Annotated in this window: 25 protein-coding genes; 16 read left to right on the plus strand and 9 right to left on the minus strand. The window is 72.2% G+C overall.

Annotated features, from left to right (window positions below; genetic code table 11):
• Positions 1–281: 281 nt before the first annotated feature.
• The 10 genes from J7656_RS13920 to trxA are packed head-to-tail and all read left to right on the plus strand — an operon-like array spanning position 282 to position 9,993.
• Complete coding sequence (locus tag J7656_RS13920) at positions 282–1,391, plus strand: nicotinate-nucleotide--dimethylbenzimidazole phosphoribosyltransferase (RefSeq protein ID WP_017342311.1); 1,110 nt, start codon at positions 282–284, stop codon at positions 1,389–1,391.
• Positions 1,388–2,716: a cobyrinic acid a,c-diamide synthase gene (locus tag J7656_RS13925; RefSeq protein WP_017342310.1), complete on the plus strand. Its 1,329-nt coding sequence runs from the start codon at positions 1,388–1,390 to the stop codon at positions 2,714–2,716. The genes J7656_RS13920 and J7656_RS13925 overlap by 4 nt, the downstream gene beginning before the upstream one ends.
• Positions 2,713–3,732: a CobD/CbiB family cobalamin biosynthesis protein gene (locus J7656_RS13930; RefSeq protein WP_017342309.1), complete on the plus strand. Its 1,020-nt coding sequence runs from the start codon at positions 2,713–2,715 to the stop codon at positions 3,730–3,732. The genes J7656_RS13925 and J7656_RS13930 overlap by 4 nt, the downstream gene beginning before the upstream one ends.
• A complete protein-coding gene (gene cobS / locus J7656_RS13935; RefSeq protein WP_211553612.1) occupies positions 3,723–4,550 on the plus strand; it encodes an adenosylcobinamide-GDP ribazoletransferase in 828 nt (275 codons plus the stop codon). The genes J7656_RS13930 and cobS overlap by 10 nt, the downstream gene beginning before the upstream one ends.
• A complete protein-coding gene (locus J7656_RS13940) occupies positions 4,550–5,284 on the plus strand; it encodes a GTP--adenosylcobinamide-phosphate guanylyltransferase (RefSeq protein WP_026046157.1) in 735 nt (244 codons plus the stop codon). The genes cobS and J7656_RS13940 overlap by 1 nt, the downstream gene beginning before the upstream one ends.
• Positions 5,281–6,330: an aminotransferase class I/II-fold pyridoxal phosphate-dependent enzyme gene (locus J7656_RS13945; protein WP_017342306.1), complete on the plus strand. Its 1,050-nt coding sequence runs from the start codon at positions 5,281–5,283 to the stop codon at positions 6,328–6,330. Before J7656_RS13940 ends, J7656_RS13945 begins: the two co-directional genes overlap by 4 nt.
• Positions 6,323–7,087 carry an adenosylcobinamide amidohydrolase gene (locus J7656_RS13950; RefSeq protein WP_026046156.1) on the plus strand — a complete coding sequence of 255 codons (765 nt, stop codon included), beginning with the start codon at positions 6,323–6,325 and terminating at the stop codon, positions 7,085–7,087. The genes J7656_RS13945 and J7656_RS13950 overlap by 8 nt, the downstream gene beginning before the upstream one ends.
• Positions 7,084–7,833 (plus strand): cob(I)yrinic acid a,c-diamide adenosyltransferase, encoded by a 750-nt coding sequence (locus tag J7656_RS13955; protein WP_017342304.1) that lies wholly within the window; start codon positions 7,084–7,086, stop codon positions 7,831–7,833. The genes J7656_RS13950 and J7656_RS13955 overlap by 4 nt, the downstream gene beginning before the upstream one ends.
• Positions 7,834–7,852: 19 nt before the next feature.
• A complete protein-coding gene (locus tag J7656_RS13960) occupies positions 7,853–9,448 on the plus strand; it encodes a cobyric acid synthase (RefSeq protein ID WP_211553613.1) in 1,596 nt (531 codons plus the stop codon).
• Positions 9,449–9,504: 56 nt separating this feature from the next.
• Complete coding sequence (trxA, locus tag J7656_RS13965) at positions 9,505–9,993, plus strand: thioredoxin (protein ID WP_211553614.1); 489 nt, start codon at positions 9,505–9,507, stop codon at positions 9,991–9,993.
• A gap of 20 nt (positions 9,994–10,013) precedes the next feature.
• Here trxA and J7656_RS13970 read toward each other — a convergent pair whose 3' ends face one another.
• Positions 10,014–10,703, minus strand: coding sequence for a helix-turn-helix domain-containing protein (locus tag J7656_RS13970; protein WP_017342301.1), 690 nt, complete (start codon positions 10,701–10,703; stop codon positions 10,014–10,016).
• A gap of 122 nt (positions 10,704–10,825) precedes the next feature.
• Between J7656_RS13970 and J7656_RS13975 the strand changes: the two genes are divergently transcribed.
• The 3 genes from J7656_RS13975 (at position 10,826) to J7656_RS13985 (ending at position 15,879) form a co-directional block, all read left to right on the plus strand.
• A complete protein-coding gene (locus tag J7656_RS13975) occupies positions 10,826–11,809 on the plus strand; it encodes a hypothetical protein (RefSeq protein WP_017342300.1) in 984 nt (327 codons plus the stop codon).
• A 99-nt stretch (positions 11,810–11,908) separates the two neighbouring features.
• The gene (gene fdhF, locus J7656_RS13980) at positions 11,909–14,011 is read left to right on the plus strand and encodes a formate dehydrogenase subunit alpha (protein WP_211553615.1); all 2,103 of its coding nucleotides are present in this window, start codon (positions 11,909–11,911) and stop codon (positions 14,009–14,011) included.
• 116 nt (positions 14,012–14,127) lie between these two features.
• A complete protein-coding gene (locus J7656_RS13985; RefSeq protein WP_017342298.1) occupies positions 14,128–15,879 on the plus strand; it encodes a methyl-accepting chemotaxis protein in 1,752 nt (583 codons plus the stop codon).
• A 49-nt stretch (positions 15,880–15,928) separates the two neighbouring features.
• Here J7656_RS13985 and J7656_RS13990 read toward each other — a convergent pair whose 3' ends face one another.
• The gene (locus J7656_RS13990) at positions 15,929–16,099 is read right to left on the minus strand and encodes a hypothetical protein (protein ID WP_017342297.1); all 171 of its coding nucleotides are present in this window, start codon (positions 16,097–16,099) and stop codon (positions 15,929–15,931) included.
• 116 nt (positions 16,100–16,215) lie between these two features.
• Positions 16,216–16,521: a MazG-like family protein gene (locus tag J7656_RS13995; protein WP_017342296.1), complete on the minus strand. Its 306-nt coding sequence runs from the start codon at positions 16,519–16,521 to the stop codon at positions 16,216–16,218.
• A 113-nt stretch (positions 16,522–16,634) separates the two neighbouring features.
• Here J7656_RS13995 and npdG point away from each other — a divergent pair, with 113 nt between their 5' ends.
• Complete coding sequence (npdG, locus tag J7656_RS14000; protein WP_211553616.1) at positions 16,635–17,303, plus strand: NADPH-dependent F420 reductase; 669 nt, start codon at positions 16,635–16,637, stop codon at positions 17,301–17,303.
• A gap of 700 nt (positions 17,304–18,003) precedes the next feature.
• Complete coding sequence (locus J7656_RS14005) at positions 18,004–18,846, plus strand: polyprenyl synthetase family protein (protein WP_017342294.1); 843 nt, start codon at positions 18,004–18,006, stop codon at positions 18,844–18,846.
• 31 nt (positions 18,847–18,877) lie between these two features.
• Here the strand turns inward: J7656_RS14005 and J7656_RS14010 are convergent, their stop codons facing one another.
• From J7656_RS14010 to J7656_RS14035, 6 genes are all read right to left on the minus strand, one after another.
• Positions 18,878–20,032: a multicopper oxidase domain-containing protein gene (locus J7656_RS14010; RefSeq protein WP_017342293.1), complete on the minus strand. Its 1,155-nt coding sequence runs from the start codon at positions 20,030–20,032 to the stop codon at positions 18,878–18,880.
• Positions 20,033–20,185: 153 nt separating this feature from the next.
• A complete protein-coding gene (locus J7656_RS14015; RefSeq protein WP_017342292.1) occupies positions 20,186–21,265 on the minus strand; it encodes an ABC transporter ATP-binding protein in 1,080 nt (359 codons plus the stop codon).
• Positions 21,262–22,542 (minus strand): ABC transporter ATP-binding protein, encoded by a 1,281-nt coding sequence (locus tag J7656_RS14020; protein WP_017342291.1) that lies wholly within the window; start codon positions 22,540–22,542, stop codon positions 21,262–21,264. The genes J7656_RS14015 and J7656_RS14020 overlap by 4 nt, the downstream gene beginning before the upstream one ends.
• A complete protein-coding gene (locus J7656_RS14025; RefSeq protein WP_017342290.1) occupies positions 22,539–23,558 on the minus strand; it encodes an ABC transporter permease in 1,020 nt (339 codons plus the stop codon). Before J7656_RS14025 ends, J7656_RS14020 begins: the two co-directional genes overlap by 4 nt.
• Before the next feature lies 1 nt (position 23,559).
• Positions 23,560–24,552 (minus strand): ABC transporter permease, encoded by a 993-nt coding sequence (locus J7656_RS14030; RefSeq protein ID WP_017342289.1) that lies wholly within the window; start codon positions 24,550–24,552, stop codon positions 23,560–23,562.
• Between the two features lie 36 nt (positions 24,553–24,588).
• Positions 24,589–26,226 carry an ABC transporter substrate-binding protein gene (locus J7656_RS14035; protein WP_017342288.1) on the minus strand — a complete coding sequence of 546 codons (1,638 nt, stop codon included), beginning with the start codon at positions 26,224–26,226 and terminating at the stop codon, positions 24,589–24,591.
• Positions 26,227–26,405: 179 nt separating this feature from the next.
• Here J7656_RS14035 and J7656_RS14040 point away from each other — a divergent pair, with 179 nt between their 5' ends.
• Complete coding sequence (locus tag J7656_RS14040) at positions 26,406–26,861, plus strand: DUF7529 family protein (RefSeq protein WP_017342287.1); 456 nt, start codon at positions 26,406–26,408, stop codon at positions 26,859–26,861.
• The last annotated feature ends 48 nt before the right edge of the window (positions 26,862–26,909 follow it).

Consider the following 26,909-nt stretch of genomic DNA (forward strand, 5'->3'; position numbering starts at 1 on the left):
TATCCGCCGGAGTCCGGCCGAGCGCTCGTCCGCGCCGGGCCGCGCCGACCGCCGAGCGTTCCCCCGGGCGGTCGGCCCGCGACCCGAGAGAGACAGAGGCACACGCCGCGGCCCCGGACGGGGGCGAGAGGCGCGAGCCCTTACCCTCCGAACGAGCCGCGGTCCGCACGCTCCCGACCGGCGCGCGTCGATCGATTAAAGTTCACTTGTATCGATGAACCGCCAGTGGTACACACCGACGCCGCACCGGGAGGCCGCGGGCTCGACGGAGGGGGTTCCGGATGGGCGACGTGAGGCTCGTCGTCGTCGCCGGAACGACCGAGACGGCCGCCATCGACGGGATCAGCGCGGCGGGCGCCGACCCTGAGATCCGCGTCCACACGCCGAGCGCCGACCTCGAGATCGTCGAGGCGGGGCGCCCCGCGCCGGGTTCGCCCGTGCCGGTGAGCCCGGGCGGCTGCCCGACGCCCGCGGTCGTCACCCGGGCGGTCCGCGAACTGCTCGGCCCCGAGTCGCTCCCCGTCGAGTTTCTCGACGCCGGACTGGAAGCGCCGACCGCGGCGACGGTCCGCGACGCCGGCGCCGCCCCGGGCGGCGACGTCCGCGACCCGGAACCGGTCCCGGAGGCCGCGGCGGTCTTCGAGCGAGCCCGAGAGTTAGCCCCCGAACTGGCCGAATTCGGTGACGAGGTCGACCCCGGGAGCGACGGTGACAACGAATCCGCTGAACTCCTCGTCGCCGAGACGATCCCCGGCGGGACGACGACCGCGCTCGGCGCGTTGACCGCGCTCGGCGAGCGCGCCGCCGTCTCCTCGTCGCTGCCGGCGAACCCGATCGAGCGCAAGCGCCGCGTCGTCGCCGAGGGGCTGGACGCGAGCGGTATCGACCCGGGCGACGCGGCCGGCGACCCGATCGAGGCGGTCCGACTGGCGGGCGACCCCGTCCTCGCCGCCGTCGCCGGACTGATCGTCGGCTGCGCGGACACCGAAGTCGACGTCACCCTCGCGGGCGGCACCCAGCTCGCGGCCGCGACGGCCCTCGCCCGGCACGCAGGCGTCGACCGCCCGCTCCCGCTGGCGACCACGTCGCTCGTCGCCGACGACCCGACCGCCGACCTCCCCGCCCTCGCCGATGACCTCGACCTGACGCTGTCGGCCGCCGACCCCGGATTCGCCGAGGGCGACCACCCCGCGCTGGCGGCGTACGCCCGCGGCGAGGCGAAGGAAGGCGTCGGCATGGGCGGAGCGCTCGCGCTCGCGGAGCGTGCCGGCGTCGCCGACGCCGCCATCCGCGACCGGATCGCCGCCGTGACCGACCGCCTGCTCGCCGACCGCGCTGGAACCGAGGAGGAGGAGGAAGCCCCCGCCGCGAACGGAGGCGACGCGCGGTGAGGGGGCTCGTCCTCGGCGGAACGGCCTCCGGCGTCGGCAAGACGGTCGCGACGCTCGCGACGCTGCGCGCGTTCGAGAACGCGGGGCGGACCGCGCAGCCCGCGAAGGCGGGCCCGGACTTCATCGATCCCAGCCACCACGCCCGGGTCGCCGGGCGCCCGTCGCGGACGCTCGACCCGTGGCTTCAGGGGGAAGACGGGCTCCGACGCAACTACGCCCGCGGCGACGGCGACGTCTGCGTCGTCGAGGGGATGATGGGGTTATACGACGGCAGCGCCGCCAGCACGGCCGGGGTCGCCGCCGCGCTCGACCTCCCGGTCGTCCTCGTCGTCGACGCGAGCGCCGGGATGGAGAGCGTCGCGGCGACCGCGCTCGGCTTCGCGACGTACGCCGACCGGACGTCCCACGACGTCGACGTGGCCGGCGTGATCGCCCAGCGGGCGTACGGCGGCCGCCACGAGGACGGGATCCGCGAGGCGCTCCCCGACGAGCTCGCCTACTGCGGCCGGATCCCGCCCCGCGAGGACCTGGAGATCCCCGAACGTCACCTCGGGCTCCGAATGGGCGAGGAAGCCCCGCTCGACGACGCGACGCTCGACGCGGCCGCCGAGACGCTCCGGACCGACCGCCTGCTCGACCTCGCTCGGGAGCCGACGCCGGCCGCGGAGGCGACGACCGAGCCGTCCGCCGGGAACTCCCCGGAGAGCGGCGACCGCCCGCGGGTCGCGGTCGCCGACGACGAGGCCTTCCGGTTCGTCTACCCGGCGACCCGCGAGCGCCTCCGCGAGCGCGCGACCGTCGCCCCGTTCGCGCCCGCGGCCGGCGACGACCTCCCGCCCTGCGACGGCGTCTACCTCCCCGGCGGCTACCCGGAGCTCCACGCCGAGGCGCTGGCCGCGGGCCCCGCGCTCGGATCGATCGCGGACGCCGCCGCCGAGGGGACGCCCGTCCTCGGCGAGTGCGGCGGGCTGATGGCGCTCGCCGAGACGCTGACGACGGTCGACGGCGACACCCACGAGATGGCGGGCGTCCTCCCCGCGACCGTCGAGCGCCGCGAGCGGTACCAGGCGCTCGATCACGTCGAACTGCGCGCCCGGAGCGATACGCTCACGGCGAGCGCCGGCGAGCGGCTCCGCGGCCACGAGTTCCACTACTCCGCGGCCGACGTCGCCGCCGACGCGCGGTTCGCCTTCGACGTGGAGCGCGGGACCGGGATCGACGGCGACCGGGAGGGACTGACCGAGTACCGGACCCTCGGGACGTACTGCCACGTCCACGCCGAGAGCGGCGCGTTCGACACGTTCCTCGACGAGGTGGAACGGTGACGGGAGTCGGCTCCCTCTCGACCCCGGCCGTCACCCTGCTCGCTCCGCTTCTCATCGCCATCGGGCTGGACCTCGCGTTCGCGGAGCCGCCGCGGCGGATCCACCCGGTCGCGCTGTTCGGGAGCGTCGTCGCGCCCTTCGACCGAGAGTGGGGCCGTCCGGGGCTCGTCGGCGTCGCCGTCGCGGTCGCGCTTCCGCTCGCCGCGGCCGCGGTCTGCGGCGGGGGCGTCTGGCTCGCGGCCGCCCTCGGGCCGCGGGTGGGGGACGTGCCGGTCCTCGCCGTCGCCGTCGCGGCCGCCGTCCTCTTCTCGGCCGCGAGCCTGCGCATGCTGCTCGACGTGACGGGCGAGGTCGTCGCCGAGAGCGAGGCTGACCCGGACGCGGCCCGCGAGTCCGTCCGGGCGCTCGTCGGGCGCGACCCGGCCGACCTCTCGCCGGCCGACGTCCGGAGCGCCGCCGTCGAGAGCGCGGCCGAGAACCTCGCAGACGGGTTCGTCGCGCCGCTGCTCTGGTTCGCGATCGGGTCTGGGGCCGCTGTCGCACTCGCCGCGGTTTTCGGCGGGACCGCGGGAGCCGCGAGCGCGCTGGCCGCGGGCGTCGCGGCCGCGGGCTGGGCGAAGGGCGTGAACACGCTCGACTCGATGCTCGGCTACCGGTCGAAGCCCGTCGGCCGGGCGAGCGCCCGACTCGACGACGCGGTCATGTTCCTCCCGGCGCGGACCGCGGCGTGCTGTCTCGCCGTCGCGGCCCGGTCCCCCGGGAGTTTGCGGCGCGCGCGGCCGCTGGCCCGCGAGCCGGCCTCGCCGAACTCAGGGTGGCCGATGGCGACGGCCGCGGTCGCGCTCGGCGTCCGCTTGGAGAAGCCGGGGGCGTACGCCCTCGACGGCGGGGCGGCGCCGCCGACGCCCGCGGCCGCACGCGATGCCGTACGACTCGTCGGCGCGGCCGGCGGCGTCGCGCTCGCGGCCGCGGCGGGGTGGCTCCTCGCGCTCGCGGGGGTGATCGCGTGGTCCTGACGGTCGCCGCGCTCCGCGGCGCGCTCGGGTTCCTCTCTCGGATCCCCGTGGGCGGCGGCGAGGGCGACTGGGAGGCGTTCCGCCGGACGCCCGCGGCCATACCGGCGGTCGGGTATGCGGTCGGCGCCCTCCTCGCGCTTCCCGTCGCCGCCGCGACACTGCTACCGGTCCGGGTGCCGTCGCTCACGGTCGGGGTCGCGTTCGCCGCGTGGCTCTACCTCGTCACGGGAATCACCCACCTCGACGGCGTCGCGGACCTCGGCGACGCGGCGGTCGTCCACGGCGACACCGACCGGCGGCGCGAGGTCATGAAGGACTCCGCGCTCGGCGTCGGCGGAACGGTCGCGCTCGCGCTGGTCGTCGTCGGACTCGTGACCGCCGCGACGGTGATCGCGGACGTCGCCCGCCTCTCGCTCGTCGACGCGGTCGTTCTCGTCGTCGCCGCCGAGGTGGGCGCGAAGGCCGCGACGGCGACGCTCGTCTGCGTCGGCGACGCGGCGCACGAAGGACTCGGGTCCGCGCTGACCGAGGCGTCGGGGCCGCGCGCGCTGGGCGGCGTCGCGCTCGCGGCGGCGCCCGTACTGCTGCTCGGGTGGCCGGCCGTCCGTCCCAACGCCGTCGACCCTATCGCCGTCCGGCCCGGATCCGTCGCCCCGATCGCGGTCGTGCTCACCGCCGCCGGCGTCGCCGCCGCGCTCGTGTTCGCGTGGGCGCGCTCGCGCCTCGGCGGCGTCAGCGGCGACGTGCTCGGCGCGACGAACGAGCTCGCCCGCGTCGTCGGGCTCCACGCGGGGGTGATCGCGTGGACGCTCTCGTGATGTGCGGCGGCCGCGGCACGCGACTCGGCGACGGCGAGAAGCCGCTCGCGCCGGTCGCCGGGCGGCCGATGATCGACCGCGCCCTCGACGCCCTCGCCGCGAGCCGCGTCGAGACCGCGTACACGGCCGTCTCGCCGCACACCCCGCGGACGCGCGAGCGGCTGGTCGCGCGGCGGGACGGCGGGGCGTCGAGTTCGGCGGAGGCGTCGCTCGAACTCGTCGTCGTCGACACGCCGGGCGACGGCTACGTCGCGGATCTTCAAGCGGCGCTGACCGAGGGACCGACGGCGCCGACGCTCACCCTCGCGGTCGACCTCCCGCTGCTCGACGGGACGGCGGTCGACGCCGTCCTCGACGCTCACGAGGCGACCGACGCCGACGCGCTGTCGGTCCGCGTGCCCGCGGCGCGCAAGCGGGAACTGGGCGCGAGCGCCGACGCCGCGACGCGGTACGACGAGGCGGAGGGCGGCGAGGCGGAGGGTGGCAACACGGCTGTCGACCGCGTCCCCGCGGGGGTCAACGTCGTCGGCGCGCTCGACGGCGCGGGCGACGAGGCCGTCCGCGCGACCCGCGACGCCCGCCTCGCGGTCAACGTCAACCGCCCAGAGGACCGCCGGCTGGCAGAGCGGATCCTCGCCGGCGACCGGGATGCGCCCGCGCTCCCGAGCGGCGGTGTCGACTGGCTCGACGCGGGCAACGTGGGCACGGGGTCGCCGGGAGGTGACCCCCCGTGAACCGCGAGCGCGCGGCGGCGCTCGGTCGCGAACCGCACGGGAGCAGCGACGACCCCGACCTGCTCGACTTCAGCGCGAACGCGAACCCCGAGGTCCCCGAGGGGGTCGAGCGCGTGTACCGGGCGGCGTTCGAGCGGGCGCGGACGTACCCGCCGGAGCCGCCGGCCGCGTTCCGGGCGGCCGCCGCCGACTACGTCGACTGCGACCCGGAGTCGGTCGTCCCGACGCCGGGCGGGCTGGCGGCGATCCGGGCCGCTGTCGCGCTTGCGGTCGACGACAGCGACACTGCCCTGCTCCCGGCACCGAGCTTCGGCGAGTACGCCCGCGAGGTCCGGCTTCATGGCGGCGAGCCGTCGTTCGTCGACGCCGACCGCGTCCTCGACGCGGACCCGAGCGGCCACGCGCTCGCGGTCGTCTGCACGCCGAACAACCCCACCGGGACCGGCTACGACCGCGACGCGCTGCTCGCGTTCGCGGCGCGCTGTCGGGCGGCCGGGACCGTCCTGCTCGTCGACGAGGCGTTCCTCGGGTTCACCGAGCGCGAGTCCCTGGCGGGGACCGACGGCGTCGTCGTCGCGCGAGCGCTCACCAAGCTGTTCGGGCTGCCCGGGATCCGGACCGGCTTCGCGGTCGCGACGGGCGACCTCGTCGCGGCGCTGCGGGGCGCCCGCCGGACGTGGAACTTGGGCGCCCCGGCGCTCGCGACCGGCGAGTACTGCCTCCGGCAGGACGGGTTCGTCCGCGAGACCCGCGAGCGCGTTCGGCGGGAGCGCGAACAGATGCGGGCCGCGCTCGCCGAGGGGTACGACGTGGCGCCTTCGGAGGCGCCGTTCCTCCTCCTCGACGTCGGTGACCGCGACGTCGACCGCGTCATCGAGCGGGCCCGCGACCGTGGCGTCGCCGTCCGCGACGCGCGGTCGTTCCGCGGCCTCGACTCGCACGTTCGGGTCGCGGTGCGCCGCCCGGCGGAGAACGGCCGCCTGCTCGCGGCGCTGGGGGTCGATGCCGGCGGAGACGGGAACGGAGGTGAAGGCGCCGATGTTTGAGGCGACCGTCAGCGAGGGCGTCCTCCGGCTCAGACGGCCGGGGACGCGCTGGCTCTCGACCGGCTGGGACGGGGGCCGGTCGCGGGCGGCGACCGCGTACAACGTGACCGTTCCGGAGGGGTTCGACCGGACCGACCTCGCGGCGTACCGAGAGGAACGGCTGGCGCGGGCGGGGTTCGGCGCCGAGGGGAACGTAGAGGACGATCCCGACGCCGCCCCGACGCTGTTCACGGGCGTCTCGATGGACCACGCCCGGGGAGCGCGGCTCGGCTCGGTCGTCGCGTACGCGACGGTCGGGCTTTCGAACCCCGCGATGCTGCCGGTGGAGCGCGAGGCCGCGTCGACCGCGGGGACGGCGGGCGCGACCGAGTTGCGCGAGGCGACGGGGCGTACCGAGACCCCGCCGGACCCCGGAACAGTCAACCTGATCGTCGGGACGACGCGGCGGCTCGCGCCCGGGGCCGCGGCGAACCTCGTCGCGGTCGCGGCCGAGGCGAAGGCGGCGACGCTGCTCGCGGCGGCGGGCGTCCCGGGAACGACGAGCGACGCCGTCGTCGTCGGCGACGACCCGGAGGGAGAGCCCGCCGAGTTCTCCGGCAGCGCCACGGCGGTCGGCGGGGCGGCCCGCGCCTGCGTCCGGGACGCGGTCCGCGCGAGCCTGCGGTCGCGGTACCCGGACGGCGACGTGCCCGGCCCGGTGGCCGACGCCGAACACGGCGTCGTCACCGACGAGCGGGCGGAGGTTTTCGACCCATGACGACGAACGACGACACCACCGACGGCGAGGTATCGAACGGCGAGAACGGAGAGCGCGACGAGGCCGATGAGACCGGGGCCGGCGACCGGAGCCGCACGCCGGGCGGCGGCGAGGCGCCCGAGCCGGAGCCGATCGAACCGGCCGCGCCCGAGGAGTTCGGGCTGGTCCAGGCCTGGTGGGGCGGCGGCAAGGGGAAGACCACGGCGGCGATGGGGATGGGGTTCCGCGCGGCGGGCCACGGCCACCGCGTCCACATGCTCCAGTTCATGAAGGGGGGCGCCGACAGCGTCGAGGGCGTCCGCGGCGAGTACAACGCGATCGCGGCCGTGCCGGGGTTCTCCTACGAGAACGCCGGCCACTACGGCTGGCACGGCCTGCTGGACGGCTCGGCCGACGACGAGCACGAGGCGAAGGCCGCGGCCGCCTTCGAGCGCGCGGAGGCGCTCGTCGCGGGCGCGGCCGAGGCGGACCTGACCGAACCGCTCCCGCTCGACGGCGAACCCGAGGAGGGCGTCCACATGCTGATACTCGACGAGCTGCTGTACGCGGCCGACCGCGGGCTCGTCGCGCCCGATGACGTCGTCGCGCTCGCCGAGTCGAAACCCGAGGACCTCGAACTCATCCTCACCGGGAGCCACGCCGAGCCCGAGTACCTCGACGGCGTCGCCGACCTGATCACGAACGTCCGCAAGGTCGCGCATCCGTTCGACGACGGGCAGCGCGCTCGCCGGGGGACGGAGTACTGACCGTGCGATCTGGACCCGCATGACCGACGCCGACGCGACGGAGGCCCGGGAAGACCGAGCCGACACCGTCCTGATCGCGGGCACCGCGAGCCACGTCGGCAAGAGCACGCTGGCGGCCGGGCTCTGCCGACTGCTCGCGCGGCGGGGCGTCTCGGTCGCCCCGTACAAGGCGCAGAACATGAGCAACAACGCGCGCGTCGCGCTGACGTCCGACGGCGAGTGGGGCGAGATCGGCGTCTCTCAACACGTCCAAGCGCGGGCGGCCGAGGTCCCGGCGACGACCGACATGAACCCCGTCCTGCTCAAGCCTCGCGGCGGCGGCGAGAGTCAGGTGATCGTCGACGGCGAGGCGGTCGCGAACGCCCCGGCGTCGGCGTACTACGACGACCACTGGGACGACGCTCGGAAGGCCGCGGTCGCGGCCCACGAGCGTCTCGCGGCCGAACACGACGTGATCGTCGCGGAGGGGGCAGGGAGCATCGCGGAGATCAACCTCCACGACCGCGACCTCGCGAACGTCGAGTGCGCGCGGTTCGCGGACGCCCGGATACTAGTCGCGGTCGACATCGAGCGCGGCGGCGCGTTCGCGAGCCTCTACGGGACCCTCGAACTGCTCCCCGACGACCTCCGCGAGCGCGTCGCTGGCGCCGTGATCACGAAATTCCGGGGCGACCCGGAGCTCCTCGAACCCGGGATCGCGGAGATCGAGGAGCGAACGGGGGTACCGATCGTCGGCGTCGTCCCGCACGACGACCCGGGACTGCCGGCGGAGGACAGCCTCTCGCTGCCGGACGCGGAGCGGGCCGAGGACGGGAGCGACGGCGGTATTAGTGGCGAGGGCGGCGTCCTCGGCGATTACGACGGCGTCCCAGAGGACGCGAGCGTCCGGATCGGGGTCCCGCGGCTCCCGCGGATCTCCAACTTCACCGACTTGGAGCCGCTGGCGCGCGAGCCGGGCGTCCGCGTCGTCTACCTGCCGCTCGACGCCGCGCTCGACGGGGTCGACGCGGTCGTCCTCCCGGGCTCGAAGAACACCGTCGACGACCTGCTCGCGCTCCGCGAGGCGGGATTCGACGCGGCACTGCGCGCGTTCGACGGCCCCGTGGTCGGCGTCTGCGGCGGGTACCAGCTCCTCGGGGATCGGCTCGTCGACGCCGACGTCGAGGGCGTCGGCGACCGCGAGACGGTGCCTGGCGTCGGGCTCCTCCCCGTCGAGACCGAGTTCTCGACCGACAAGCGCGTCGAGCGCGTGACGTGCGCCGTCGACGGCGTCGGTCCGATCGCGGGCGCCGAGGGGCGCGCGACCGGGTACGAGATCCACGCGGGGCGGACGCGGCTCCTCGATGACGCCGCGAGCGGCGACTTAGCGACAGCGCCCCTCGGCGCGGAGAGCGTCGCCACCGAGCGAGTCCTCGGCACGTACCTCCACGGGCTCTTCGAGACGGCGGCGGTGCGAGACGCCTTCGTCGAGACGGTCTTCGCGAGCGCGGGCCGGGCGCGCCCGGACGCGACGGTCGCCGACCGCTCCCCGTACGAGCGGGCGGCCGACCTCGTCGCGGAGAACGTGGACCTGGCCGCGGTGGGTCTCGACGACCTCGTCGGGTCGGCGGAGTGAGGTCAATCAGATCCGGAGGCGGAAAGTATATTGTTCCAAGTACCCAATACTGGTGTATGAGCGACGCAGCCGACGCGAACGATTCGGCGGGGAACGACGCGAAAACGGAGCGCGAGCGCATCCGCGAACGGAAGCGACGGGAACTGGAAGCGCGTCTCGACGACGGAGAGTCGCTCGACGGCGGCGCCGGAACCGAGGCGGGCGACGGCAGCGGATCGGCGACTCCAAACGAGCCGATCCACGTGAACGGAACGGAGGAGCTCCAGCGGACGGTCGACGACCACGACGTCGTCCTCGTGGACTGTTACGCCGACTGGTGCGGCCCCTGTCAGATGATGGAGCCGACGATCGAGGCGCTCGCGGCCGAGACCGACGCCGCGATCGCCAAGGTCGACGTGGACGCCAATCAGGCGGTCGCCCAGCAGCTGGGGGCGCGCAGCATCCCGACGCTCGTCCTGTACGCGGACGGCGAGGCGGTCGACCGGTTCGTCGGCGCGCAGGACCGCGCGACGCTCGAATCCGCGATCGACGAACACGCCGCCTGAGACGGTGCGGAGCGGAGGGTTCAGTTCTTCGCGAGCGTCTCTTCGAGGAGCTTCCGCTGGGCCGTCGCGAGGTGCTCGGCGAACGTCGAGGGGGAGATGTCGAGCGCGTCGGCGACCGCGCTCGCGTTGGCGTCGCGGGGGCGCTCGAAGTAGCCCATGCGGTAGGCGGTCCGCAGCACCTCGCACTGGCGGTCGGTGAGCCGGCCGCGGTCGACGAGCGTCCGATCCGACACCTCGTCGCCGCGCGACGCGCCGTGGACGAGGTAGCGGACCTCGACGCGCTCCGCGGTCCCGTCGAGCGCCGAGACGATGTCGCGCAGCCGTTCGAGGTCGGGGAGGTGGAGCGTTAAGAGGAGGACCCCGTCCTCGGCCCGCGCGTCCGCGATCGGACAGTCGAGCTCCTCGATGATCCGGCAGGCGCACTCCCCGTCGCGCGGGCGGTCGTACCGGTACACCCGCTCGTCGCCGAGGTCGACGACCGACTCGGGGTCCGGAATGCCTTCCGCGGCGTCGACCACGTCCGGGTGGCGGACGCGGAACTCCTCGGTGTGCGTGTCACCCGCGTGCGTCCAGTTGACGCCCGTGATCGGGCCGTCGTGGGCTGTCGATGCGTCGACCAGCGGGCAGTTCCCCGTCCCGTGGATCGCGATCCCCGCCCGAACGCCGTCGGGCGTCACGTGGTTACCGGCCGACTTCCCGTCGGTTCCCATCGAACGCGGGTTGGTGCGACGGACACAAAGGCCTGATCCCCAACGAACGGGACGTTCGCCCCCGAGAAGGCCCGCAGTACTGAGGGTCGATCGGTATCGGTCCTCGGCTCGGAGTCGCGGCTGTGAACCGAGCGATTCACGCCGTCGGAGCGTTCGCCCTGGCCGGTGCCGGGGTCGGAATGAGCGTCGCGGCGGCCGCCGGCTTGGCGTTCGGGACGGTCGGCGCTCCGGATCCGCTGATCGGAACGGTCGTCCTCGCCATCGCCGCGGTGAGCCTCGGCTACACCGCTGCGAAGGAGACCCGATACGCGCTGCGGACGGACGGCTTCAGCGTCACGCGGACCGACGCGGGCAACGCGGCCGCCGTGGCCGCCGCGGCGCCGGTCACCTACGCGCTCTCCGTCGAGGTGGGCGTCGGGCCGGTCGTGGCGTCGGCGCTCGTCGGACTCTGTGCGTTCCTCCTCTCGGAGACGTACGGCGCACCCGCGTACTGCGGCTCGTTCGTCGGGATGGTTACACCGGCGGCCGGCGCCGACATCGGACCGGTCGTCGCCGCGGGCCTCGCGGCCGCCGTCGCGTTCGTGGCCGCCAAGCGCGCGTTCAACGGGTTCGGCGGCAAGCTCGGGACGACGGCGTTCGTCGGCTGCCTGTCGGTGGCGGCGTTCGGCGGGCTGGCCCCCGGGACGGGGACGACCCCGGAGCCACGCGTCGCGGCGGGACTCGTCGTCGCGGCGGCCCTCGCTGCCGTCGCCACGTTCCTCGTGAGCGTCCGGCTCGACCACGGTCCGGTCGTCGGATCCGCGGTCATCGGGCTCGCGGCCGGAGTCGTCTGCCCGCCGCTGTTCGCCGCGGGCGACGCGGTCGCGGCGGTCGCCTTCTGCGCGTCGTTCGCCGGGATGGCGACGCCGGAGCGGATCCCGGGGACCGGGCCGATGCTGCTGGCCGGCGGAGTCGCCGGCGTCGGGTTCGTCGGCGCGGCGCCGTACTTCGTCGGCTTCGGCGGGAAGCTCGGCACCATCGCGTTCACCGCCTGCCTCGTGACCTCGGGAGTCCTGTCGCTCGGCAGCCGCGTGGCGCCGGTCGGCGGCGACACCGTGACGGGGTGATCGTCGCCGGGCGGGGCGCCACGGCGAGCGCGTGGCGTCTTAAAACACCACGCAACTCCGGTGGCACCGGGAGGGTCGTGGAGTCCCTATCGACGATCGATGACCGACCCGACTGAGACCGACGAGCGGCGCTTCGAGTCGAACCCCACCGTCTGCCCGTTCTGCGGCGTCGGCTGTTCGATCGAGTACGCCGGGCGGGGAAGCGCGACCGGCGTCGAGGGACCGGTGAACGAGCGCGGCGAGATCTGCCCGAAGGGGGCGGCCGCGTTCGACGTGGTCGACAGCGACGACCGCCTGACGGAGCCGTTGGTCCGGCACGAGGGGCGGTTCGTCACGGCGCCGTGGGCGGAGGCGCTCGACCGCGCGGTCGACGGGATCGGGCGCGTGGTCGACGAGCACGGCCCGGACGCCGTCCAGTTCTTCGCGTCGTCGAACTGTACGAACGAGGAGAACTACGTCCTCCAGAAGCTCGCGCGGGTCCTCGGGACGAACAACGTGGACAACTGCGCGCGGCTCTGCCACGCCTCGACGGTCGCCGCGATGAGCGAGCGGCTCGGCGCGGGCGCGATGACGAACACCTTAGACGACCTGAGCGAGGCCGACTGTCTCTTCGTCAACGGCGCCAACCCGGCCGAGCAACACCCCGTCGCGTTCCGGTCGTACCTCCTGCCGGCGGTCCGCGACGGCGCGACGCTGGTCCACGTCGACCCGCGCGCGAACGACACGACCGAGGTGGCCGACGTCCACCTCCCGCTGCGGCCCGGCACCGACATCGAGGTGGCGAACGCGATCGCCGCGGTCCTCGTGGAGGAAGATCTCGTCGACGAGGAGTTCCTCGCGGAGCGGACGACCGGGTTCGACCGGCTGCGCGAGCACCTCGCCGAGGTCGACGTCGCCGCGAACGCCGAGGCGGCCGGGGTCGACCCGGAGGCGATCCGCGAGGCCGCGCGGGCGTACGGCGAGGCCGACCGCGCCGCGATCGTGACGGGGATGGGGACGAGCCAGCACCGCTGCGGCACCGACAACGTCCACGCCCTGCTCAACCTCGCGCTGCTGACCGGCAACGTCGGTCGCCCGGGGACCGGCGTGAACCCCCTCCGCGGACAGAACAACGTTCAGGGCGCGAGCGACGCCGGCGGGCTCCCGGGCGTGCTCCCCGGCTACGAGCCCGTGACCGACCCGGACGCCAGAGAGCGCGTCGCCGCGGAATGGGGGGTCGAGCCGCCGGCGGAGCCCGGGTTGACCGAGGTAGAGGCGACGCACCGCTTCGGCGACGACGTGCGCGCGGCGGTCGTCTTCGGGGAGAACCCGGCGGTCACCGAGCCGAACGCGACCGTGGTCGCGTCGGCGTTCAACGACCTTGACTTCTGCGTCGTCATCGATCTGTTCGAGACGCGGACGGCGGCGCACGCGGACGTGGTCCTCCCCGGGAGCGCGTGGGCCGAGAAGTCGGGCACGGTGACGAACACCGATCGGCGCGTGATGCGGATGCGGCCGAACGCCGACCTGCCGGGGAACGCCCGGCGCGACTTCGAGATCCTGACCGAGCTCGGTCAGCGGCTGACCGACCGTCCCGACGCGTTCGACTACGACGGCCCCGAGGACGCGTTCGACGAGCTGACCCGCGTCGCGCCGATCTACGAGGGGATGAGCTACGAGGGGATCGGCGACGGCTACCAGCGGTGGCCGTTCTCGGCCGCGGAGGGACGCGGCACCGACGTGTTACACGCCGAGACGTTCGCGACCGGCGACCGGACCGCCCCGCTCGCGGTCGTCGACCCCGTCCCGCCCGCGGACGATCTCGACGCCGACGAACTGGTCCTCACCACCGGGCGCGTGCTCCAGCACTTCAACAGCGGCGCGCTCAGCCGGCGCTCGGAGCGGCTCACCGCGATGCGGGGCGAGGACGTCCTCCAGATCCACCCGAGCGATGCGGCCGAGCGCGGCATCGAAGACGGCGACCGGGTGACCGTCTCGAACGAGCGCGGGACGGTCGAGGTCGCGGCCGACGTGACGCCGGCGGTGCGCGAGGGGGTGGCGTTCTGTACGTTCCACTACCCGGAGCCGCTCGCGAACGCGCTGACGGGCGACGCGCTCGACCCGGAGGCGAAGATCCCCGAGTTCAAACACTCGGCGGTCGCCGTCGAGCCGGCCGCCACCGCCGGGGCGGCCGGCGGGAGCGAGGCGGCCGGCGACGACTGAACCGCTGCCGACGCCGCGCGGCCGCTCGTCGGATCCGCCCACCGTCACGCGGTTCCGCTATCACTCGTGAGACGCGGGAGTTGCCGTTTATATAACCCAAGCGGAGAGCCTCCAGCATGCCAACATCGGGAGAGTACGGCCGCGATGATTTCGGGCGGGGCGGTTTGAACGACCGACTCGACGTTTCCGAGCTGGTCGACGAGATCGGGCTCGACGCCGACGAGATTGCGTGGCGGAAGGAGTTCGTCGGCTTCGACGAGGAGGACGAGCGGCGGCTGAGTCGGTACGAGGACGCGTTCGCGGAGAACGCGGACCAGATCGCGGACGACTTCTACGAGAACCTCACCGGCCACCAGCAGACGGTCGACGTGATCGGCCGGTCGGAGAAGGGGCTCGAACAGCTCAAGCGGACGCAGTCGGCGTACCTGGTGACCCTCGCGGAGGGTGACTACGGGGAGGAGTACTTCGAGGACCGGGCGCGGATCGGCAAGATCCACGACATGCTGGAGATGCCGATGAAACACTACCTCGGGCAGTACGGCGTGTACTACGATCTCATCCTCCCGCTCATCGGCGACCGCCTCACCGACTCGCTCACGGACCGGCTGGCTCCCGACGGCGTCGACGAGGAACTCGACGACGCGACCGCGGCGGCGGTCGAGGAGGAGGTCGACGACGCGATCGAGGACCTGCTCTCCGTCCTCCGGATCGTCAACCTCGACATGCAGGTCGTCACGGACACGTACATCCACTCGTACAGCGAGAAGCTCACGGAGGCGGTCGAGGAGAACGAGCGGCTGATGGCGGAGGTGGAAGACGAGGTCGAAGGGCCGATCGGCGACCTGCGCGAGTCGGCGGACGACGTCGCCGACAGCGCCGCCGCGGTCGGCGACGCGGCCGAGGACCAGTCGGACCGAGTCGCCGAGATCTCCTCCGAGGTGGCGAACCTCTCGGCGACGGTCGAGGAGGTGGCGTCGACCGCCGACGAGGTCGAACGCACGAGCAGCCGGGCGGAGACGCTCGCGGAGGACGGCCGGGACGCGGCCGACGACGCCGCGGCCGCCATGGAGGACATCGGCGACGCCGTCGACGAGGTGGCGGAGGACGTCGAGGCGCTCCAAGAGCGCGTCGAGGAGATAGACGAGTTCGTCGACGCGATCAACGGGATCGCCGACCAGACGAACCTGCTCGCCCTGAACGCCTCGATCGAGGCGGCGCGGGCCGGCGAGGCCGGCGCCGGGTTCGGCGTCGTCGCCGACGAGATCAAGTCGCTCGCGGAGGAGTCACAGGAACACGCGAGCGACATCGAGTCGATGGTCGACGGGATCCGCACCGACACCGAGGAGACGGTCGAGAGCCTCTCGGAGACGACGGTGCGGGTCGACGAGGGGAGCGAGCGCGTCGCCGACGCGACGGAGAGCCTCACGGCCATCGCCGAGGCGGTGACGGAGACGGCGGACGGGATCGACGAGGTCTCGGACGTGACCGACGAGCAGGCCGCCGCCGCCGAGGAGATCGCCGCGACGATCGACGGGGTGGTCGAGCAGTCCAACCGGATCAGCGAAGAGATGCAGGAGTTAGCGGCCGAAAGCGAGCGCCAGTCGGCGGCGGTCGAGGAGGTGGAACGGACCGTGCGCCGGTTGGCCCTTGACGGCGGGACCGACGGCGGTGTCGGCAGGGCGTCTCTGACGGACGGCGGAACGCGGGTGAAGCGGGCGGACGCGGAGGCGCCTACGGAGGCGGAGAAAGGTCGGTCGCTGCCGGCCGGGATTCCCGAAGGAACGCCCCGGTTCGTGATCGACCGCCTCTCTGACGCGGAACTGCGTGCGATCGCCGACGGAGAGCTAGAGATGGACGATCTGCGGTGAGTCGACGGGGCTGACCGCTCGACCCGCAGTCGGGGGACGCGGACAGAGATCAGGGCGCGAAGTACGCGTCCGGTCCCCGAACCTCGGGGAGTTCGCGGAGCGCCCGGACGCCGCACCGGCCGCAGACGGTCGGCTCGTCGGGGTCGGCGGGCAGCGCGAACACCGTCTCGCAGGCGTCGCAGACGACGTAGCGGAGTGCGAGCGACGGAGTCTCGGCCATGGGTCGGGTAGGTGGCCGACGCACTTGAACCGACGCCTCGGGGCGTCGCCGCTACATCGAGCCGGCGTCGTCGGCCGGGTCGCTATTGCCCGGAACCGGCGTCGCCGGCCGGGTCGCTACTGCCCCGAGCCGGCGTCGCCGGTCGACTCGATCCGCGCCTCGTACTTCGCCAGCGACTCGGAGAGCGCCGCGTCGGCGTCGACGTCGGCCGCCTCGGCGAGGGCGAGCAGCGCGAACAGCGCGTCGCCGATCTCGTCGGTCGCGATCGCGGCGGCCTCCGGATTCCGGCCGTAGTCGGTCGAGGTCGCCACTTCCTTCGCGACCTCGCCGACCTCGCTCTCCAAGTCGAGGACGCGGTAGGCGAGGTCGGTCTCTAACCCGTGCTCGGCGACGAACGCGGCCACGCGGTCCTGCTCGTCCATGGGCGTCGCCTCCGCACGTTCCGTCAAAAGTGCCCCGCTCTACGGTCGCCTTCGACCGTGGCGAGGACGGCCGGTCACGCAACCCATAAGCCGCGAGCGACCCCACGGATCGTATGAAAATCGCCATCTTGGGCGGCACCGGCGACATCGGTGAGGGACTCGCGCTGCGGCTGGCGGCGGACACGCCACACCGGGTCGCCGTCGGGTCGCGGGAGGCCGAGAAGGCCGAGAACAAGGCCGAGGAGTACACGACCGAGCTGGAGAGCCGCGGGCTCGACGCGACCGTCGCGGGCGGCGAAAACAGCGCGGTCGCCGCCGACGCCCGGATCGTCGTCCTCGCGGTCCCGCCGTACCACGTCGGCGACACCGTCGAGGCGGTGGCGGGGTCGCTGGAGGACGGCGACGTGCTGGTCTCGCCGGCGACGGGGATGAAACGCGACGACGAGGGGTTCCACTACCACAAGCCGGGCGCGGGATCGGTGACGGCGATCGTCGCGGACGCGGCGCCCGAGGGCGTCGACGTCGTCGGGGCGTTCCACAACCTCGCGGCCGCGCGGCTCGCGAACCTCGACGCCGACCTCGGGGTCGACACGCTCGTCATCGGCGACGACGGGGACGCGAAGCGGACGGTCGCGGACGTCGCCGAGGGGATCGAGGGGCTGCGCGCACTCGACGCCGGCGGGATCGCCAACGCACCCGAAATCGAGGGATTGACCCCGCTTTTGATCAACGTCGCCTCGAACAACGAGAAGCTCCACGACCTCGGCGTGCGGTTCCAATAAACGGACAGGCGCGAAGCCGACCGACCCGCGCACTATTTATAAGTAATCGGGCGACCGGTCGGCGTCGTTTATCACTCGAACCGAGCGGCGGCGACGGTCGCCGGTCCGGTTGTTGGTCGCTTATAAATAACTGACCGCGGATCCGCGGCGGACACCGCCAAATTTCCAGCTGCTCGCTTATAAATAACCGATAGTAGCTCGGGAGGGGGGACTCCACCGAAGCCCCAGCCGCGAGGCTGTACGTATTCGCTTATAAATCGCAGAGCGACACGACCACCACCGAAGCCCCAGCCGCGAGGCTGTACGTATTCGCTTATAAATCGCAGAGCGACACGACCACCACCGAAGCCCCAGCCGCGAGGCGGGCGCACGCTCGCTGCGCTCCTCGTCACTCGCTTCGCTCGTTCCTGCGGTGCTTACTTCACCTGCGCCCGCCTCGCGGCTGCCCCTTCGAGTCCCGCCCCCGCACCGCACAGCCCCGCACCTCACGCCTCCCCAGCCTCGTCGCTGGCGCCCTCCGCTTCGCTCCGGGAGCCAGCGACTCCCTCGCGCGTGCTCCTCGCGGCCGCCGAAGGCGGCCGCTCGCAGGCACGCGCCACCGCAGTGAGCGGGGGCGAGCGAACGCCGTCGCGGTCGCCCGAATCGGCGTTCGGCGGGCGTTCCGTTAGGCCTTTGCGCGGCCGGTCCCTCCGGACGGTAGATGGAGTACTTGCAGCGTCGGGTCGGGCTGGTCGAAGACCGGATCGAGTCGGTCATCGACGACGTCGAGCCCGACGAGCTGTCCGACGAGGTCGGCCACGTCGTCCTCGCGGGCGGCAAGCGGGTCCGGCCCGCGGTGACCGTCCTCGCCTGCGAGGCGTTCGACGGAGATCCCGAGCAGGCCGTCGACTTCGCGGCCGGCATCGAGTTCGTCCACAACGCCTCGCTCGTGATCGACGACATCATCGACCGCTCGGAGGTCCGACGCGGCACCGCGGCCGCGTGGGCGGAGTTCGGGTACGGCCCCGCGATCATCGCCAGCGACGGCCTGCTCGGCGAGGCGTTCGCGCTGTTCTCCGCCGAGCCGCGCGCGATGCGCACCGTTGCCGAGGCGATGGTCGAGCTCGGCGAGGGCGAGGCGACTGAGCTCGCGGCGCGACCGACGAACGAGGCGGAGTACATGGAGTTAGCGCGCCGGAAGACGGGCGCGCTGTTCCGCGCCGCGGCCGAGCTGGGCGCGGTCGCGGGCGGCGCGGAGCCGCACGCAATCGACTCGTTCGGCGAATACGCCGAGCGCGTCGGCGTCGCCTTCCAGATGCGCGACGACGTGTTAGACGCCACCGCCGACGCCGACGACCTCGGCAAGCCGACCGGGCAGGACGCCGAGATGGACCGCCCCTCGGTCCTCCAGGTCACGTCGCTGTCGCCCGAGGAGATCAACGAGCGCGCCCGGGCGGAGTCGGAGCGCGCGCTCGCCGCCCTCGACGACGCCGACCCCCCGGAGACCGAGGCGATCGAGTACCTCCGCGACCTCGCGGAGTTCGTCGTCGTCCGCGAGCGGTAAGGGGAGAAGCCGGAAACCGTTTTTCAGCGTTTCAGAGTTCGTATCCCGCCTTCTCCATGAGGTCCGCGAACACGTCGGTCCCCATCGCCTGTTCGTAAACGACAGCGGTGAGCATGCCGCCGGGGTAGGAGCCGCCGTTCCGGACGTGGTCGACCTTGTGGCAGTGGATCGGGTAGATGCCGGGGTCGGCGTCCGCCTCGAACTCGACGGTGTGCCGCTCCGCGGGCGCGACGTTCACCACGTCCTCCGGTAATTGCAATACCTCGGGGTACTCGGCGCCGTCCTTCTCGACGGTGCGGAACCGGTGGTTGTGCGTGTGTATCGGGTGCGACATGAACCCAGCGTTGACTAAGTGGAGCCGCACCGTGTCGCCCTCGCTGACGACGACCGGCGAGCCGTGGTCGGGGTTGAACGTGTACGGCGCGACGCGCCCGTTGATCGTGAACGCGTCCGGCCGCCGGTTCTGGAGGTCGTACGTCGCGTCCTCGCCGCCGTACGACCGAGAGAGCCGCGTGTCCCAGTCTTTCAGCGTCATGAACTGCTCGACGTCGGCCGACTCGTACCCCTCGGGGTCGATGCGGAGGATCCCGTACATCCCCATGTCCATGTGCATCGGGGTATTGAAGTGACAGTGGTAGAGGTGGGTGCCGGGCACGTCCGCGCCGATCTCGTAGGTGTGTTTCTCGCCGGGCATCACGGTGATTCCCGTCGTCGACGGGACGCCGTCGTCCTTCCACGACTTCGAGACGCCGTGGAAGTGGAGCGTGTGGGGCATCTCCGCGTCGGTGTTGTCGAGCGTGATCGAGAGGTCGTCGCCCTCCGTGGCCCGGAGTACCGGTCCGGGCACGCTCGGCGTGCCGTCGTCGGCCTGAAACGCCCACGTCACCGGCATCTCGACCGGCCCGCCGAGCGAGCTGCCGGGGTGGGCCGCGTGGCGGGCGTGGACCGAACGCAGCGTCACCTCGCGGCCGCGCTCGTCGAGGTCGACGACCTCCGGCGACCCCGTCTCGGGGAGCGCGGGCCCCTCGTCGTCGGTCTGGGCCGCGTCCGCGCCGTCGCCGGTCGCGGCGGTGTTGACCGTCTGGCTCATACAGCCCGCCAGCCCGGCGACGCCCGAGAGGCCCGCAGCCTGGAGGATCGTTCGCCGCGCGAAGCCGCCGTCGGAACCGGAGTCGCTGTGCGTCATGTCTCAAGCGATGTGACGGGGACGAATAACCGGGGCGCGGCTTCCCACCGCGAGGTACGACTGACGAACCGGTTCGGGCCGTAGTATATAAAAGAATCAGCGGTCGCGGGGACCGTCGCCGCGACGGGGACGCGCGGCCGCCCGCGGGCAGGGTCAGTCGTCCGCCGGTTCGCCGGCGTCCGCCGCGTCCGACTCGTCGCTGGCCGCCGCATTCTCGCCGATCGGCTCGCTGTCCCAGTACGCGTGGTCGTCGTCCGTCCGGAAGCAGGTCGCCGTCCGGCCGTCGCCGACGTCGTATCCCGGCGGCGCCGACTCCCGGCAGGCCGCGCGCGCCTCCGGACAGCGCGTGTGGAACCGACAGCCCGCCGGCGGGTTCCGCGGCGAGGGCACGTCGCCGTGGAGCGTCTCGAACTCCTCGTCGCGCGCCTCCGTGCTCGCCCGCGGGACGCTCGACAGCAGCGCCTTCGTGTACGGGTGCGCGGGGTCGTCGAAGATCTCCTCGACCGGGCCGATCTCGACGATCTCCCCCAAGTACATCACCGCGACGCGGTCGCAGACGTGGCGGACCACGCCGAGGTTGTGCGCGATGAAGAGGAACGTGAGCCCGAAGTCCTCCTGCAGGTCTTCGAGCAGGTTGAGGATCTGCGCCTGAACGCTCACGTCGAGCGCCGACACCGGCTCATCGAGGACGACGAAGTCGGGGTCCAAGGCGAGCGCCCGCGCGATCCCGATCCGCTGGCGCTGACCCCCGGAGAACTCGTGCGGGTAGCGGTCGATCTGGTCGGCGGAGAGGCCGACGCGTTCCAGCAGATCCCGGGCCGTCTCGCGGCGCCCCTGCTTGTCCTCGATGTCGTGGATCCGGAGCCCCTCCGTGACGATGTCGCCGGTGGTCATCCGCGGGTCGAGGCTGGAGAACGGGTCCTGGAACACGATCTGCGCGCGCCGCCGGAACTGGTTCAGCTCCGCGTCGGTCATCCCGCGGACGTCCGTCCCGTCGAAGGTGATCTCGCCCTCGGTCGGCTCGCGCAGCCGTAGCACCGTCTCGCCGGTCGTCGACTTCCCGCAGCCGGACTCGCCGACGAGCCCCAGCGTCTCGCCCTCCCGAACCTCGAAGGAGACGCCGTCGACCGCCTTCACGCTCTCTGACTCCTGGCCGAGCAGGCGGTCGACGAGCGACGGGTCGTCCGCGTAGTACTTCTTTAACCCCTCGACGGAGAGCAGCGGGTCGCTCATTCCCCCTCACCCCCGTCGGTCGCGGCCGCGGCCCCGTCGTCGGGATCGGCTGCCTCGCCGGCCTCGCCGAAGTAGTCGTCCGGGAGCGCGTCGGCCGGGTCGTACTCGCGGTCCGCGAGGACGCACTTGGCGCCGTGGTCGGCGGCGGCGTCGACAGTCGCCTCGGGCGGCTTGTCGAGGCACGCGTCCATCGCCTTCGGACACCGGTCGGCGAAGTAACACCGGTCGTCCATCTCGGCGTCGACCAGGCTCGGGACGTTGCCCGTGATCGGTTCGAGCCGTGCCTGCGGGTCGTCCACGTCCGGGATCGAGCCGAGTAACCCCTGCGTGTACGGGTGGACCGTGTCCTCGAACACCGAGTCGAGCGTGCCGCGCTCGACGACCTCGCCCGCGTACATCACGCAGACGCGGTCGCACATCTCCGCGATCACGCCGAGGTCGTGGGTGATGAGTACGATGCTCATCCCGCGGTCGGCCTGGATCTCCTTCAGCAGGTTCAGGATCTGCGCCTGAATCGTCACGTCGAGCGCGGTCGTCGGCTCGTCGGCGATCAGCACGTCGGGCTCGCCGGCGAGTGCCTGCGCGATCATCGCGCGCTGGAGCATCCCGCCGGAGAACTGCCCGGGGTACTCGTCGACGCGCTCCTCCGGGTCGGGGATCCCGACCTGTCCGAGCAGGTCGACCGCGCGCTCCATGCTCTCCTCGCTCGTGTAGTCGCGGCCGGGGACGAGCCCGTCGAGGAGGTACTTGCCGAGCCCGTACCCCTGCGTCCGCGAGCGCGTCGAGCGCGGGTTCGCCCGCGCCCGGCGCTGTACCTCGACCGCCTCGGCGATCTGCTCGCCGACTGTGATCGAGGGGTTGAAGCTGCTCATCGGGTCCTGGAAGATGACGCTGAACGAGGGACCACGCAGCGAGCGTCGGACGCGCGGCGGCACCGTCCGGAGGTCGACGTGGTCGCCGTCGACCCGCACGGCGTCGTTCCCGCGGAACTCCTCGGCGAGGTCTGGGTCGCGGTACCACACCTCGCCGGCGGTGATCCGGCCGGGGGTCTCGACGAGGTCGACGAGCGACAGCGCGGTCACCGACTTGCCGGAGCCGGACTCGCCGACGACGCCGAGGATCTCGTCTTCCCGGAGGTCGAACGACACCGACTCCACCGCGTTGATCTGCCCCTCCTCGGTGAAAAAGCGGGTCGAGAGGTCGCGGACCGAGAGCACGTCGCCGGGCGCGGGCGCCCCCGTCGGGGCCGCGTCGCCGGTCTCGAAGGCGTCGCTCATGCGGCACCCCCTTCGCCCTCGATGCCGGGGTCCAAGGCGTCACGCAGCCAGTCGCCGAGCAGGTTGATCCCGATCACCGACAGCATGATCGCGAGCCCGGGGATCGAGGCGATCCACCACTGGCCGGAGGAGACGTAGTCGCGCCCCTGCGCGATGTCGAAGCCCCACGACAGCGTGGTCCCGGAGAAGCCGAGGAACGACAGCGAGCTCTCCAAGAGGATGATCGCCGCCACCTGCACCGTCCCGAGGACGATGATCGGCGTGACCGCGTTCGGGAGGATGTGCCGGAGGATGATCGTGTTGTCGTCGGCACCGAGCGCGCGCGACGCCTTCACGTACTCCTGCCCGCGCAGGGAGAGCGCCTCCCCGCGGGCGACGCGGGCGAACCACACCCAGTTGACGAGGCCGACGACGATCACCACCGTTATCGGCAACACGAAGCTCTCGGGCATCTCCGGCGCGAGGCCGGCGACGACGAACGGGTCGGGGATGTCCACCGCCGCCCGCCCCCACAGCCCGATCAGCGCGACCGCCAACACGAGCGAGGGGAACGCGAGGCTCACGTCCGCGATCCGCATCAGCGCGTCGTCGACGCGCCCGCGGTGATAGCCGGCGAGTAAGCCGACCGGCACGCCGATCGACGCCGCCAGCAGCGTGCCAAGCACGCCGACGGCGAGCGATGTCCGAGCGCCGTACACCACCCGCGAGAACATGTCGCGACCAAGCCCGTCGGTGCCGAACACGTGGTCGGGGTCCGCGGTGATCTCCACCTCCTCGGTGACCGTCTGGATCTCGCCGTCGACCATCTGCGAAGAGGTCCGCTCTTCCGTCTGCGAGAAGCCGATCGGCGGCAGCTCGCTCTGGTTGAGCTGTTGGTCGGTCGGGTTGTGGGGCGCGATGAACGGGGCGAACACGGCGGTCAACACGATGACCACCACCAGCGCCAGCCCGAGCTTCGCGAGCCCGCTCTGTCTGAACTCCTTCTTGAGATTGCGTATGACACGTGAAGAGACCATGTTAGTCGTTCACCACCTCCGGGTCGAGGTAGGCGTACACCACGTCGACGAGGATGTTGACGAGGACGAAGCTCGTCCCGATGACGATGAGACTGCCCTGTAGCGTCGGCCAGTCTCGGGTGTTGATACTGTCGATGACGAGCGTGCCGAGTCCCGGCCACGAGAACACCGCCTCCGTGATGACGGCGCCGCCGATCAGCGTCCCGAGCTGGAGCCCGAGGACGGTGATCACGGGGATCAGCGTGTTCCGGAGCGCGTGCTTGTACCGGATCAGGGTCTGCGGGAGCCCCTTGGCCCGCGCGGCCTGAACGTACCCCTTGCTGAGCTCGTCGAGCATTCCCGACCGCGTCAGTCTGGTGATGAGCGCCATGAAGTACGTGCCGAGGGCGATCGCGGGCAGCGTGATGTACGCGAGCCACGTCAGCAGCGTCCCGACGAACGGTTCGGCGTTGACGACCGACAGCGCGACGTCGACGACGGTGGCCCCGCGGCCGCTGGTGTTGAAGATGTTGAACTCCACGGCGAACACGAGGATGAGCATGATCCCGAGCCAGAAGTTCGGCGTCGAGATACCGCCGAGCGACAGCAGCGTCGCGCCGTAGTCGACCGGTTCGTTGCGCCGGGTGGCGCTGATCACGCCCAGCGGGATCGCGAGGACGATGGCGACGACGCTGGCGGCGACCGCCAGTTCGACCGTCGCGGGGAGGCGACCGAACACGAGCGTCGCGACGTCCTGGCCGCGGATGTAGGAGAACCCCATGTCGCCGCGAAGGAGGTCGAAGATGTACTGCCCGTACTGGACGTACAGCGGCTGGTCGAGCCCCAGCTCGGCGGCGATCGCCTGTCGCGTCTCCTGCGAAGCGTCGAGCGGTGCGACCGCGTTGATCGGGCTGCCGGGCGTGACGAACCGGAGCGCGAACACGACGGTGACGACGCCCCAGACGACGCCGATCCCTTGGAGGCTTCTTTTGAGTGCGAATCTTCCGAGTGACATTAATAACGATGTAGAGCGGTGGGGGTAGGGGTCGCGTTACTGTTGCGTGGCGGTGTCCGGGTCGATGAACTCGTCGGCCCGCGGCTCCCAAGAGATATCGCTGGAGACGCCGTAGACGCTGAACTGCTGGTGCATGAACACCCACGGCGCGAGGTCGTGGGCGAGCTGGTTCGCCTCCTGAAGGATGTCGACCCGCTCGTCGGGATCCCGGGTCGACTCCGCCTCTTCGAGGAGCCCGTCGAGCTCGTCGTTCTTCAAGATCGTGAGCGCGCCCTCGGAGGAGAGCAACGGCGTCAGGGTCTGGCTCCCGTCGAACTCGGCGTTCCCCCACCCGAGGAGGGTGAAGTGCGGGCGGTCCTCGATGTTCGGCGCGGTGACGTCCTGGACGAGCGAGGAGAACTCGCGCTGTTGCAGCTCACAGGAGACGTTCGACAGCGAGTCGATCTGGTTGGCCGCCGCCTGCGCGATCTCGACGTCGCGGAGGTAGCGCCCGATCGGCGTCTGAAGCGTGATCTCCGCGCCGGCGTATCCCGACTCCTCGACGAGCCGCTCGGCCTCGGCGGGGTCGTACGGGTACGGCTCGATGTCGGGGTTGTAGCCGACGTGGCCCTCCAGCGTCGGCTGTCCGGTGATGTTGCCGAAGCCGTTGAGCACGTTCTCGATGATGCTCCCGACGTCGACCGCGTGGTTCATCGCCTGCCGGAACTGCTGGCTGGAGAACGGCTCCACGTCGTAGCGCATCTGGAGGAAGATGATCCGCGCGCTCGCCACGGAGTTGATCGTCGCGACGTCGGAGCTGTTCACCCGAGAGACCTCGTTCGGCGGGACGTTCGTCACGATGTCCGTCTCCTCGGCGAGCAGCTGGTTGACCCGCGTGCTCGACTCGCTGGAGGCGGTCATGGAGAGTTCGTCGACCGCCGGCGCGCCGTCCCAGTAGTCCTCGTTCGGCCCGTAGCGGACCACGTTGCCAGACTGGTACTCGGTGAGACGGAACGGCCCCGTCCCGTTCGCGTTCCGGTTGATGTAGTCGGTGCCGTTCTCCTCGACCCACGACTGCTGCATGATGTCGCCGTTCGTCGCGAACAGCTGGAACGCGATCGGGTTGTACCCCTCGAAGGAGACCGTCACCTCCCCGTCGCCGGTCGTGACCTCCGAGACCGAGCCGAGGTCGTTCGTCTGCGGACTGACGATGCCGACGTCGTTGAAGACGATCCGGCGGATGCTGAACCGGACGTCCTCCGCGGTCAGGTCGTCGCCGTTGTGGAACGTGACGCCGTCGCGCAGCACGAACCGGACGCTGCCGTCGTCCGTGCGCTCCCACTCGTTGGCGAGCCCGGCGATGATGCCGCCCTCCTTGTCGCGGTCGAGCAGGCCCTCGTACATCTGCCCGGTGATGATCTCGGTGTTCGTCTCGGCGTGGTCCTGCGGGTCGAGTCCGGAGTCCATCTGGCCCATGGTGACGCCGAGTTCGAACGCGTCGTCGCCCCCGTCGGAGCCGTCCTCGCCGTCCGAGCCGTCCCCGCCGTCCATACCGTCCTCGCCGTCCGAGCCGTCCGAGCCGTCACCGCCGTCGCCGCCGTTTCCGGAACAGCCAGCGAGGCCGACCGCACCGGCCGTTCCCGCGTACTTGAGCACCGTCCGCCTGTCGACGTGATCGTCGTTGTCAGTAGGCATAGGCGATACCAAACCATAGAGCGTTATGAACCTACCGGCAGAGGTCGCTCCTTTTTCGACCGGCCGCCGGAGACCGGTTGACGAAACGACGCACCGGAGTGCGGGTGTGAGGGGGAAAGCGGAAACCGACGCGAAGGGAAACCGACGCCTATGTAGGGGGCCGGCGGTAGACGAGCGGTATGGACGCACCCGATCCCGGACCGCGGTGGGACGCGGTCGAGGAGGACGCGGAATCGACGGCGGCGGCGTACCGAGAGCGCGGCTGGACCGCGATCGCCGGGCACCCCGGACAGGTGAACCCCGTCGCGGACGCCGGCCGGATCGACGTACTCTTACCCGAGTCGGAGTTCGACGCGGCGCTTTCCGCTGTCGACGACGCCGCGATCGACGGCGTCGACGTGTACGCGGGCGCCGCCGACAGGGTCGCGTACCGGCTGGTGGTCGCGACCGACGAGGCGGCACAGGTGGCGCTGTGCGTGCCGACGTACCTCGCGAGCGACGACCTCGCCGCGCTGCGCGCGGCCGCCGAGGCGGCGGGGACGCTCACCGTGCGGCTGCGCCCCCTCGACGACCGCGACCACGTCGAGATCGCGATCGACGAGCCCGCCGTCTTCTTCGACGCGCCCGAGGCGTGAGGCGGTCGCAGCGGTCGACACGAGTCCCGACCGCATCGCCCTGGGACG

Origin of the sequence: Halorubrum ruber (genome assembly GCF_018228765.1) — an archaeon.
GTDB lineage: Archaea > Halobacteriota > Halobacteria > Halobacteriales > Haloferacaceae > Halorubrum > Halorubrum ruber.